The 12608-nt window shown below is 36.3% G+C and carries 12 protein-coding genes; 7 read left to right on the top strand and 5 right to left on the bottom strand.

Annotation, left to right across the window (positions count from 1 at the left end; translation table 11 throughout):
* Positions 1–8: 8 nt before the first annotated feature.
* Positions 9–638: a YfbR-like 5'-deoxynucleotidase gene (locus tag Bra60_RS03975; RefSeq protein WP_035007228.1), complete on the bottom strand. Its 630-nt coding sequence runs from the start codon at positions 636–638 to the stop codon at positions 9–11.
* The gene (gene ygfZ, locus Bra60_RS03970) at positions 638–1504 is read right to left on the bottom strand and encodes a CAF17-like 4Fe-4S cluster assembly/insertion protein YgfZ (RefSeq protein ID WP_035007229.1); all 867 of its coding nucleotides are present in this window, start codon (positions 1502–1504) and stop codon (positions 638–640) included. Before ygfZ ends, Bra60_RS03975 begins: the two co-directional genes overlap by 1 nt.
* 63 nt (positions 1505–1567) lie before the next feature.
* On the opposite strand from ygfZ, the gene Bra60_RS03965 reads away from it, so the two are divergent.
* On the top strand, positions 1568–2896 hold the full coding sequence (locus tag Bra60_RS03965; protein WP_078688683.1) for a dihydroorotase: 1329 nt from the start codon (positions 1568–1570) through the stop codon (positions 2894–2896).
* Between the two features lie 15 nt (positions 2897–2911).
* Here the strand turns inward: Bra60_RS03965 and Bra60_RS03960 are convergent, their stop codons facing one another.
* Complete coding sequence (locus Bra60_RS03960) at positions 2912–3289, bottom strand: TIGR02301 family protein (RefSeq protein ID WP_078698090.1); 378 nt, start codon at positions 3287–3289, stop codon at positions 2912–2914.
* Positions 3290–3770: 481 nt separating this feature from the next.
* Between Bra60_RS03960 and Bra60_RS07145 the strand changes: the two genes are divergently transcribed.
* The 6 genes from Bra60_RS07145 (at position 3771) to pssA (ending at position 10157) form a co-directional block, all read left to right on the top strand.
* Positions 3771–3923: a hypothetical protein gene (locus Bra60_RS07145; protein WP_153300816.1), complete on the top strand. Its 153-nt coding sequence runs from the start codon at positions 3771–3773 to the stop codon at positions 3921–3923.
* Between the two features lie 341 nt (positions 3924–4264).
* Positions 4265–5773, top strand: a complete 1509-nt coding sequence (gene cysS, locus Bra60_RS03955; protein WP_078688682.1) for a cysteine--tRNA ligase — start codon at positions 4265–4267, stop codon at positions 5771–5773.
* A gap of 50 nt (positions 5774–5823) precedes the next feature.
* A complete protein-coding gene (locus Bra60_RS03950; RefSeq protein ID WP_078673845.1) occupies positions 5824–6492 on the top strand; it encodes a DUF421 domain-containing protein in 669 nt (222 codons plus the stop codon).
* Positions 6493–6618: 126 nt separating this feature from the next.
* Positions 6619–8505 carry an ABCB family ABC transporter ATP-binding protein/permease gene (locus Bra60_RS03945; protein WP_078688681.1) on the top strand — a complete coding sequence of 629 codons (1887 nt, stop codon included), beginning with the start codon at positions 6619–6621 and terminating at the stop codon, positions 8503–8505.
* A gap of 108 nt (positions 8506–8613) precedes the next feature.
* Positions 8614–9312, top strand: coding sequence for a phosphatidylserine decarboxylase (locus Bra60_RS03940; RefSeq protein WP_078688680.1), 699 nt, complete (start codon positions 8614–8616; stop codon positions 9310–9312).
* Positions 9313–9320: 8 nt separating this feature from the next.
* On the top strand, positions 9321–10157 hold the full coding sequence (pssA, locus tag Bra60_RS03935) for a CDP-diacylglycerol--serine O-phosphatidyltransferase (protein WP_078698089.1): 837 nt from the start codon (positions 9321–9323) through the stop codon (positions 10155–10157).
* Between the two features lie 87 nt (positions 10158–10244).
* On the opposite strand, the gene Bra60_RS03930 is transcribed toward pssA, so the two are convergent.
* Both Bra60_RS03930 and purF read right to left on the bottom strand, forming a co-directional pair.
* Entirely contained in the window at positions 10245–10994 is a 750-nt protein-coding gene (locus Bra60_RS03930; RefSeq protein WP_078698088.1) for an SDR family NAD(P)-dependent oxidoreductase, read from the bottom strand.
* A 2-nt stretch (positions 10995–10996) separates the two neighbouring features.
* Entirely contained in the window at positions 10997–12487 is a 1491-nt protein-coding gene (purF, locus tag Bra60_RS03925) for an amidophosphoribosyltransferase (RefSeq protein ID WP_035007246.1), read from the bottom strand.
* Positions 12488–12608 lie beyond the last annotated feature (121 nt).

The following is a 12608-nucleotide window of genomic DNA, read 5'->3' as shown; positions in this document are numbered from 1 at the left end:
TAAAAAAATCAACAACCAGAATATGGCTTTTGAACATCAAGGTCGTTAAAACGAGTTAAAAAGGCATTTTCAATTTGTTGTGTGGAACATGGTTGTAAATTGAGTTCATCAGATCCAATATTACCTGGATGACCAAAATAACGAAGAGCTTCTGCTCTACTAAAACCAGCAAGAGTGGTGGCTTCATAAAAAGCAGCGATGCGATCAGCTTGTTTGATTTTTTTTAGGATCTGTTGAGGCGGATTGACAGGTAAGGAAAAGCGTATGTGGATAATATCTTGTATATGTTTTTCTACGCGCTCATAATATTTTCCTATCACAGCTTTAAAAGGTGAAATTATATCTCCAATAACATATTCTGGTGCATCGTGAAGAAGAGCAAAGAGGCATTCTTCATTAGAGGACTGTGGGAAAAGTTGCTGAAATATTTGTTCAACCAGAAGTGAATGTTGTGCAACAGAATAAGCATATTCTCCTTTTGTTTGTCCGTTCCAACGTGCAACGCGAGCTAGGCCGTGGGCAATATCCTCAATTTCAATATCAAAAGGAGAAGGATTAAGTAAATCGAGCCGTCGACCAGAAAGCATTCTTTGCCACGCACGTGTTGTTCCATCTTGTGATAATTCAGCTTTAGCCATTAGTTAGCCTCTACGGAGTTTTCAGGGAAGGTAAAATTCATATTTTCAGGAATATTAATAGTTACAGGAATATCATCTACTGTAAATTGAAGATTTTTATCAATAGCTTCTTTGACATGGTCAATACGCATTAAGGCTAAAGCTTCATTTTTGACGCATGTTCCTAATTGACTAAATATTTTTGTACCTGCTTTAATGGTAGAGCCTGAGGTTAAGGGAGCCTGGCTTTTAACCACTAAAAAACGGCGGCGAGCTGTTTTGCGATGATACATTCGTGAAATAACCTCTTGTCCAATATAGCATCCCTTGTTGAAGAAAAGTCCATGAATTTGATCATAATTAATATCATAGGGTAAAACTTTACCTATTTCATAATCTTGACCACTTTCTGCTATCCCGTAATGGATACGCATTTGATCCCAACAAGTATTATATTCTGGAATAAGAAAAGGAATTTTTCCATAAGTTCGTATAACTTTTTCCTTTTTTGGGAAGCGCTTATCTACAAAACTTAAATTAAAATTTAAATTATCTAAATCATTATTCCAAAAAACATTTATAACCTCTTGTAATGGTTCTGTAATTTCTATTTTTTTATGGAGTTTGTAGAGGGTGAGGCGCTTATGAAAAACGTCAGCTAGGGAAGCCACAATATCAATCATGTAGTTTTGGTCTATTTTACCAATCAGAAAATCAGCGATAACCTTCCCCTGTGGGGATAATAGGGCACCAGGAAAGAGCTCTCGTGAGTTTATTTTTGTTACATCTGTAGTAATAAGAGCTTGCAGAAAATTTGTTGCTTCTTCACCTATGACTTTAATAATTTTACGGTTTTTTAAATTTATGGCATTCTGTTTTTCAATCATGGTTCTTGCCTTTCTGCTTCGAGTTACATAACGATAGAGAGGTTATATACAAGGAGCATGGCTATGTTTAAAACATTTGATACAATTTTTAAAGGCGCAACGCTTGTTAATCATGATGGTATCAGCAAGCGCGATATTGGTGTTGTGAATGGTCGTATTGTTGAAATTGGTGATCTCACACGTGCATCTAGTGGAGAGCTAATTGACTGTACCGGACTTCATATTTTGCCTGGTATCATTGATAGCCAAGTACATTTTCGTGAACCGGGTAAGGAATATAAGGAGGATCTGGAAAGCGGTTCTCGTTCTGCTGTTTTAGGGGGAGTTACAGCAGTCTTTGAAATGCCAAATACCAATCCATTAACGATATCGGAAGAGGCTTTGAATGATAAGGTTAAACGTGGATATCATCGGATGCACTGTGATTATGCATTTTGGGTCGGAGCAACGCGTGATAATATTTATGAGTTAGCAGAGTTGGAAAGACTTCCTGGTGTTGTTGGAATTAAAGTGTTTATGGGATCATCGACAGGTAATCTTCTCGTGGACGATGATAAAAGTGTACGTCTTATTTTGCAAAATACACGCCGTCGCACAGCTTTTCATTCTGAAGATGAAGCACGGCTTAAAGAACGTAAAGCTTTTTGTGTTACAGAGGATGTGTCATCACATCCAGTTTGGCGCGATGAGGTTACAGCTTTACAATGTACACAGCGTTTAGTTAAAATCGCACGTGAAACAGGGGCACGTATTCATATATTACATCTTTCTACAGCGGAAGAAGTTGATTTTTTGAAAGAGCATAAAGACATAGCAACAGTTGAAGTTACTCAGCATCATCTTACTTTGAGCGCTGATGATTATCAACGGTTTGGTACATTAATTCAGATGAATCCACCTATTCGCGAAAAACGTCATCGTGAAGGTCTTTGGTATGGAGTTCAGCAAGGTATTATCGATATTTTAGGTTCTGATCATGCTCCACATACACTTGAAGAGAAGCATGAGCCTTATCCCTCATCGCCTTCAGGGATAACAGGTGTACAGACAACAGCAGCAATCATGCTTACTCATGTTAATGCAGGGCAAATGTCTCTTGAACGTTTTGTTGATCTTACTTCGCATGGTCCTAATCGCGTTTTTGGTATAAGTTGTAAAGGACGTATTGCTGTTGGATATGATGCTGACTTGACTATTGTTGACCTTAAACGTGAGGAAATTATTACGAATGCATTAGTTGGTTCGCGTGCTGGTTGGACACCCTATGATGGTAAAAAGGTAAAAGGATGGCCTGTGGGGACGATTATTCGTGGTAGGCGGGTTATGTGGGAAGGTGAAATTGTTACGCCTTCGCAAGGTGAACCTGTTAAATTTATAGAAGCGTTATCGTAGTACTACTCTTTTTTTCTAGTTTTCATTATTGAAATGCTTAAGTAAACTTGTGGATAAGGCATTACCTTCTTTTACATATCTTTGATCTGCTTCGATTGCTGAATCTGTACAACGATGATAATTTTCTGAAAAAGCGCTGTAAGCTGCATTAAACGTTTCATATAGGTGAGCACGTATTTGTGGAGTTGGTTTTTCTGCTTCAATTAATGCAACCATGTGATCATACCATTGATTTGTTGGAAGGCTACAAAGATTACGTAGATAATGCAGAGATCCTAAAATTTCTACTAATCGTAAAAGTTTGATATGATAAGATGGGTATTGTTGTGCAAAAGTTTGTGTTGGAATTAAGAAGAAAATTAAAAAAAATATATTTATCAATATCTTATTCATTATTTTTATTACTCGCTTTTAACATTATCTCTATGAATTTCAATAGTGGATAGAGGAGTTTTATTATGGACTGTATATTGATAAATAGAGTCAAAATAGTTCACTCATTCTTATTCGCTATAGGTGTGCAGTAAGTATTTAGGGCATGATAGACGTAAGAAAATAATCATGAAAATGTTAAAATTGAATATTTTAGGGTATTTATTTTTTTTCATACAATCAATTTTCTTTCTCCACCAGATTACAGAGTATTTCTTGTCCATAATTCTATTTTGATGAAAATTATTATCTAATAGATAATGGCAGTTAACATTTGCTCATAACGAATAAAGTGACTTTTAATTATCAGTTAGATTTTTTGAATGCAAAAAATATGGTATGAAAAAGACACAATTTCATTCATCCTAAGGATATCGGTTTATTGGTTCTGCAGAGTTTATGGAAATCTAGAATGGTGCAGATGTATTACTGATTGATACGGGTGCAATTATTACGTGGTCATTTGCTTCAATATTTATATGCCATTCATCATCGTATTCCTGTTATGGTAAATCGTGCTAGTATTGTGTGCTGGCTTGATTGTTCTCGTTACAAGAAAAATGAGGTTATAGACCTTATGATAAGCTTAGTATGACGGTTTCGAATTTTATCTCATTTCAAATCAAGTTAACAAGACAACCTATATGTTATCAAATATTTTTTTAGGTTATATCTTTACCAAATTAAACAGTTAAATTATCCGATATTCAAAACAATCAACAGTTTGATTTATTTTAATTATTTGAGTATGCATAGTTAGTATGTTTGTTAATGAGCATTTATTGCTATTTTTTTATTATATATAAAAATTGATGTTAGTAGTAGATGCAACAGGGCGAGATTTCTTTTCAAACAGTGCTATTACAGTGCTATTAATGCATTGATGTAAACAATTTTAAGGGAATGGCTAAGAAGTATCACTAATGGAGTGTGATGATGGGAGAGTTGCGGTTTTATAATACGCTGACACGGAGAAAAGAAGATTTTATACCAATCGATGCTACTAAAGTACGCCTTTATGTTTGCGGTCCAACAGTTTACGATTACGCTCATATCGGTAATGCTCGTCCTGTTATTGTTTTTGACGTTTTATTTCGTTTGTTACGTCATGTTTACGGTGAAAACCATGTTATATATGTTCGTAATATTACCGATGTGGATGATAAAATTAATGTAAAAGCAGCTCTTCAGTATCCCGATCTAGAACTTAATGATGCTATTCATCAATTAACAGAACATACATCTTATCAATTTCAGCAAGATACATTGGCGCTTGGTTGCTTGCCGCCGACCAGTCAACCGCGCGCAACGGATCATTTGGAGGAAATACGGTTTTTGATTGAAAGGCTTCTTGAAAAGGGCCACGCTTATATAGCGGATAATCATATATTATTTTCTGTCAGTAGTATGGGAGATAACCCTCGTTATGGTATGTTTGCAAGACGATCACTTGATGAAATGAGAGCAGGGGCACGCATAGATGTAGCTTCTTATAAAAGGGGGGAAATGGATTTTGTTTTGTGGAAACCTTCTGCTCAAGGAGAACCAGGTTGGACATCACCAGCAGGAATTTCCGTTTTAGGTCGTCCTGGTTGGCATATTGAATGTTCAGCAATGTCGATGGCGAAGTTGTTATCTCCTTATGGTGGTGGTTTTGTTTGTGAAGATCCGACGGCAAATATTTTTGATATTCACGGCGGTGGTATTGATTTGATTTTTCCTCATCATGAAAATGAAATTGCGCAAAGTTGTTCAGTTTTTGGGACAGAACGGATGGCTAATTTTTGGATGCATAATGGTTTTTTGCAAGTTGAAGGTAAAAAAATGTCTAAAAGTCTTGGGAATTTCATTACTATTCGTTCACTCTTAGAGGATGATTTTTTTGAGTTTGCAGATATTTTGTCAGCTGAAGTAAAACAGATCTGGGCTGGTTTATCTATACGTTTTTCGATGTTACAAACGCATTATCGAGAGCCTTTAAATTGGACAATGCAGCGTTTAATACAGTCCAGTAGTGAGTTGTATCGCTGGTATGAATTGCTTCGTAGTGAAAAATACTGTTTGGAAGATAATCAAACTGTTGATTCTTCTTTAATTAAAACATTAAGTAATGATCTTAATACTTCAAATACAATTACTATTTTACGGAAATTTTATAAAGAGCACAATGTTATAGCTCTTGCACATGGTATGGATTTTCTAGGGTTATTGAGACAGGAGTTGGTTAAGGAAAAAGAATGTCCACTCTTCATTGGCAAGACACATCTTAATTTACAATTTATTGATCAGCGTATTGCTGAAAGGCTTGCTCTTATCCATAATAAGGAGTGGGCAGCTGCGGATAAAATTCGTGATGAGCTTGCAGTGGAGGGGATCTTTTTAAAAGATAGCAAGGATCCGCAGACTGGTGAGCGTATAACCACGTGGGAGATGAAACAATTCTAATTTCCATTTCCATATTCGAGTAGCTCTCATAAATATGAGGAGAGAATTTTATGGAATTATACGGTTATGGATATGTCACACTTAAGCTAGTTGTGGGTCTTATCGCTTTTTTGTTTATTTTAAGGACAACAGGTCGTGGTAGTCTCAGTCAAATTACACCAATTGATTTGGTAAGTAATTTTGTTATGGGAGGTATTATTGGAGGCGTTATTTATAATCCAAATATTAGTGGTATCCAATTATTGCTTGTTTTATTTATTTGGCAAATCTTAATTACATCTTTTAATTTTTTTGCACGATATTCAGTATTTTTTCATCGGCTTATTGCAGGAGGAAATGCTAAACTTATAGTAGATGGTGTTTTTCAGCTTGATGAGATTAAGCGTTTAGGGATCAGTGTAAATGATTTAGCGACAATGTTAAGTATTAAAGGGTGTCGCTTACATGAAGCAGATTTTGTTCGATTAGAGACGAATGGTGATTTTTCTGTTGTTAAAAAAGAAGAAGGTAAGAGGTCTGTTATTTTAGTAACAAATGGTGAAATACTTGAAGAAAATCTTAAAGAGATTAATAAAACAAAGAAATGGCTTAAGACACAGTTGAAAGAGAAGCGTGTAAAAATTGAAGATTTATTTGTTGCAGAGTGGTATGAAAATATAGATAAGAATAATAAGCGTTCCAGCGGATTATTTCTTGTTCCTTTTCCAAGAACGGTTTAATTTAAATGTATTTGTATTGTACAGTTTACTAGAGGTAGATAAAAGGTATGATATAATTTTATGAAAGAGCAATATAGGAGCTTGTTTTTGTGCGCATTAAATGGGTAATAAAGAAGTCAAGATTTTATGAAACAGAATAGAATCATAAAAACAGTGTCAGCGGCTTCAGGTCAGACCCTACGCACACTTTATAACTTATGGCCTTATATGTGGCCATCAGATCGATCTGATCTAAAAATGCGCGTTGTATGGGCGGTATTTTACCTTATTTTAGCAAAGCTGATTCTTGTATTTGTTCCATATTTCTTTAAGTATGCTACGAATGCACTTGATATAGCGTTTAAGATACCTGTGTGGTCTTCTTCATCGATTTGGGTAGTGCCTATCATATTAGTTTTGGCTTATAACGTTGCGCGTATTGCTCAGGCTGGATTTAATCAATTGCGCGATTCTCTCTTTGCGACCGTTGGTCAGCATGCTATTCGCCAATTAGCATATAAGACTTTTGTTCATCTACATGAATTATCTTTACGTTTCCATTTGGAACGGAAAACTGGTGGCCTTTCTCGCATTATTGAACGCGGCACAAAGGGAATTGAGGCCGTTGTTCGATTTTCAATTCTTAATACAATACCAACTATTTTAGAATTTATTCTAGCAGCATTTATTTTTTATATAAGTTATGGGTGGTATTATTTTCTTGTCGTTACGATAACAGTTGGTTTGTATACCTGGTTTACAATTAAGGCAAGTGATTGGCGCATTAGTATTCGGAAAGAGATGAATACGGCGGATACACAAGCAAATACACGTGCAGTTGATTCTTTGTTGAATTTTGAAACAGTTAAATATTTTTGCAATGAAACTCTAGAAGCGCGTCGATTTGATGATTCTATGGCTGGTTATGAAAAAACTGCAGTGAAGATTTGGACTTCTTTAAGCTGGCTTAATTTTGGTCAAGCCCTTATTTTTGGTATTGGGATGACAATTCTTATGTTAATGTCAGCTTACGAAGTAGCTTATGCGACGCAAACTTTGGGAGATTTCGTCTTTATTAATGCGCTGCTAATGCAGCTATCTATTCCATTGAATTTTATTGGCTCAATTTATCGTGAAGTTCGGCAGGGTTTAACGGATATTGAAGCAATGTTTGATCTTTTGGATGTTCCGCAAGAAATTATTGATAAACCAAATGCTAAGTCGCTTGTGGTGACTCACGGTACTATTCGGTTTAATCGAGTGAAATTTTCCTATGATTCAACTCGTCCAATTCTCAAAGATATTGATTTTGAAGTATCTGGAGGTAAAACTGTTGCAATCGTAGGCCCTTCAGGCGCTGGTAAATCAACTATTTCTCGATTACTTTTTCGATTTTACGATGTTAGTGAGGGAGCAATAACCATAGATGGACAGGATATCCGTGATGTCACTCAAAAAAGTTTGCGTGAAGTGATTGGCATGGTGCCACAAGATACAGTTTTATTTAATGATACAATTGCATATAATATTTATTATGGACGCCCAAATGCTACAGATGCAGAGATGCGCAAAGCTGCTGAAATGGCACAGATATCGAAATTTATCGAAATGCTTCCAGAGGGATTCCAATCTTTAGTTGGTGAACGTGGTCTTAAATTATCTGGTGGTGAAAAACAACGCTTAGCTATTGCACGAACACTTTTAAAAGCACCACCACTTCTGATTTTAGATGAAGCAACTTCAGCTCTTGATACAACGACAGAGCAGGAAATTCAGCAAGCATTGAATATTGTAAGCAGCGGGCGTACAACATTGATTATTGCTCATCGTCTTTCAACTGTGGTTGGTGCAGATGAGATATTGGTGCTTAAAAATGGTCGTATTATTGAAAAAGGGACACATGCTGATCTTTTATGCAAAAAAGGTTTATATGCATCAATGTGGGATAAGCAGCTTGAGGCTTCACAAGCTGAAGAGAAATTACGAAAAATGCGTGAAGAGGATGAACTAGGTGTTGTTAATCGTGATAAATAAATTACATAAAATGGTAGCTGATTGTATGTATAATGATTGATTAAATATACAAATAGGGGGAAGAAAAATATTTATTAATTATTAAATTATCTATGAATAGGAAGTTATATGACTATTGTAAAATCTATCCAAAATGGATTTGTCCCAATTCACAAAGAAGGTTATCCATTTATTGTAGCATTTTTTGTCGTTTCACTCATTTTAGGTTTAATCTGGAGTCCATTGTTTTGGTGTGGTCTTGTTCTAACAATGTGGTGTATATATTTTTTCCGTGATCCAGAGCGAGTGATACCTGTGAATTCAGATTGGGTTCTTTCTCCTGCTGATGGTCGCATTTCTTTTGTTGAGCCATGTGTTCCGCCTGCAGAGCTGGGATTAGGCGATCAAGAAATGGTACGTGTTTCTGTGTTTATGAATATTTTTGCATGTCATATCAATCGTGTTCCTATGAGTGGGACAATAGAGTCTATCGTTTATCGTCCTGGTAAATTTTCTAATGCTGAATTTGATAAAGCTAGTCAATTTAATGAATGTAATGGAATGGTGATTGATAGTGAACATGGAAAAATTGGTGTCGTTCAGATAGCAGGATTGATTGCTCGTCGGATTGTTTGTTGGCAAAAAACAGATGATTCAATTATTGCTGGACAACGTTTTGGATTAATTCGTTTTGGTTCTCGTCTTGATGTTTATATGCCAGCTAATGTAAAATTGCGTGTTGCAGTTGGTCAGATAGCAATTGCGGGGGAAACAGTTTTAGGTTCCTTTGGTGATGACGTTGCTGTAAGTGACTTTAGACTTGATTAGGATGAGACATGAAAAATTCTTCACCGTTTTCTTCATTTGAACCTGAAAGACAAAGTGGTGATATTGCTCATCGGCGGCGTTCACCTATACCGATGCGGTATATTATTCCTAATATTATTACTATTTTAGCAATTTGTGCAGGAATGAATGGTATTCGTTTGGCTTTTGAGAATCGCTATGAATCAGCTATTTTGGTAGTACTTTTGGCAGCAATTTTAGATGGAGCTGATGGTCGTGTTGCTCGTTTGATGGATGGTACTTCATCTTTTGGAGCGCAGATGGATTCACTTGCTGACGTTATTAATTTTGGTGTTACTCCTGCTCTTGTTGTTTATTCTTTTATACTGACTCAGGCTCATCAGGTCGGTTGGGTAGCTGCGCTTGTTTACTGTGTTGCGTGTTGCTTGCGGTTAGCTCGTTTTAATGTGATGCTAGATGATTCTGATATACCAGAGTGGCAGAGGAATTATTTTATTGGTGTTCCTGCACCAGCAGGTGCATTAATGCTTTTATTACCTGTTTATTTAGGGGGAGTCGGTTTAATCCCCAATTGGGGATGGGCTTTATTCTTTAGTTTTTATACTGTGATTGTTGCTTTTCTCTTAGTAAGTCGTTTACCAGTTTGGAGTGGAAAAACAATAGGTAATAATTTGAGGCGAGATGTTGTCATACCATGTATGCTAGTTATTGTTATTTATGTTGGTTTTCTGGCTACTTATATGTGGTATACTTTATTAATAACAGCTTTTGGTTATATGGCTTTTCTTCCCTATAGTGCTTGGACTTATAGTAAAAAAGCTGCTTTAGAAGGAAAAATCAAAAACATTATAGTAGCTAATGAATAATTAGAGAGTTCTATAATTAGCTATAAAAAAGTAAAGTATTTGTTCTAGAAAAGCTGTAATTGGTTTTGTAGTATATATAGATTACGGTTAATCAGGAATATGATAGTTCATAAATCGTTTTTTACGAACATCAAAAAGCTTTCCTGTTTCTTTTAAGTGAGGTGATGAGAGATAGACTATTTCTGCTGCAACTTCTTGCGGAGAAGGTAGGGTTTGGGGATCTTCATCAGGAAGAGCTTGTGCGCGCATTGTAGTACGTGTTGCACCTGGGTTAACGCAATTAACTTTAATAGATGTGTGTTTGAGTTCTTCTGCCCAGCAACGAGCAAGAAGTTCTAGGGCGGCTTTAGAAGCTGCATAAGGTCCCCAGGAAGCGCGTGCGCAATGAGCAACACTTGATGACAGAAGGATAGCACGTCCAGCATTAGATTTGAGCAATAAAGGTTCAACCGCTTTCATTAAACGCCATTGACTGGTAAGATTTATTTGCAAAATGTCTTCAAACATTGCATTTTCGATATGAGCTATTGGCGAAAGAGTCCCTAGGATTGCAGCGTTTGCAACTAAAATATCAAGTTTCTTCCAACATTCGTCAATTGATACATTTAATTCATCAATGGCTTCCATATTATGCAAATCGAGTGATACTAATGTTGCAGAACCACCTTTTTTTTTAATTTCATTATTAAGCGTTTTTAAACCACTTATTGTTCGTGCAAGTGCAATAATATGAGTGCCGCGTTTTGCTAGCTCTAATGCTAGATGATAACCAATTCCTTTAGAGGCCCCTGTGACAAGAGCAACACATCCAGTAAGATCAAAATCAGATTTTATCATTATTAATTTCTTGTTTTCAGGACAGACAATTTATGAACTATTGGAGTACTTTTTTGATCAGTAAGATGTGTAGGATAATGACCAGTGAAATAATGATCAGTAAATTGTGGATGAGAATTGTTTCGTTTTTCTCCTATAACAGCAAGATATAGACCATCAGTTGAAAGAAAGTCTAATGAATCAGCACCAATAAAATTGCACATGGATTGTAGGTTTGGATATTGATTAGCTAAAAGGTTCTCAATTGTAGGTGTATCGATACCATAAAAATCGGGATATAAAATCATTGGGCTGGAAATACGCATATGAACTTCTTTTGCTCCTGCATTGCGGAGCATTCTTACAATCTTTACAGATGTTGTTCCACGTACAATTGAGTCATCGATTAAAATAACACGCTTTCCTTCAATAATAGAACGGTTTGCAGAATGCTTTAATTTAACACCGAAAGCACGAATTTGTTGAGTTGGTTCAATAAAAGTACGACCAACATAATGATTACGAATAATGCCCAACTCAAAAGGAATTCCAATTTCTTGTGCATAACCAATTGCTGCAGGCGTACCCCCATCAGGAACAGGAACCACAACATCACCGTCACAAGGTGCTTCTCGTGCTAAATGTATACCCATATTTTTTCGGACTACGTAGACACTTCGTCCTCCGACAATTGAATCAGGACGGGCAAAATAGACATATTCAAAAAGACAAAGCCTTTCAGGCTTCTCTATTTCTGGTTTAATAATTTTTGTAGTGATTTGACCATCTTTTTGTATTTCACATATAATGATTTCACCATTTTTAACATCACGAATATATTTCGCTCCAATAATATCAAGAGCACAGGTTTCTGAACAAAAGATTGGTTTACCATCAAGCTCACCCATAACAAGTGGTTTAATGCCTGTTGGATCACGTGCGGCAATTAGTTTAGTACGTGTTAATGCTAACATAGCATATCCACCTTCTACTTGCCGAATAGCATCAACAAAGCGATCGGATGATGATTCATGGCGTGAGCGAGCAATAAGGTGGAGAAAGACTTCAGAATCTGATGTTGATTGACAGATAGCACCAGAGGCAATTAATTCGCGGCGTAATGTAAGGCCATTTGTTAGATTGCCGTTATGAGCAATAGCAATGCCTCCAGCATTTAATTCTGCAAAAAGAGGCTGTACATTGCGTAATGCTACTTCACCTGTGGTTGAATAGCGGGTATGTCCAATAGCACGATCTCCTGGTAGGCGAGCTAATGTTGCGGAGTCTGTATAGTGATCACCTACAAGACCTAAATGTTTTTCTTGGTGAAACATCTTGTTATGATAAGAAACAATCCCTGCAGCTTCTTGTCCACGATGCTGTAACGCATGTAGCCCAAGAGCTGTCAGTGTTGCTGCTTCTTCATGTCCAAGGATACCAAATACCCCACATTCTTCATGAAGTGTATCGTCATCTAACGAAAATTCCTGACAAGAGACGTCGATTTTTGTCATCATATTCTTTCAGTTATGACGTAAGAAATAGCCGATATCATAGACTCCATATGATTTAAAGCTCATTCTTAATAAAACCATTTCTTATTCTGTGAATAAGAGCATCGTTAATTCGTCTAAT

Origin of the sequence: Bartonella sp. Raccoon60 (assembly GCF_002022585.1) — a bacterium.
Classification (GTDB): domain Bacteria; phylum Pseudomonadota; class Alphaproteobacteria; order Rhizobiales; family Rhizobiaceae; genus Bartonella; species Bartonella rochalimae.
This window is presented reverse-complemented; position numbering and strand designations above follow the sequence as displayed.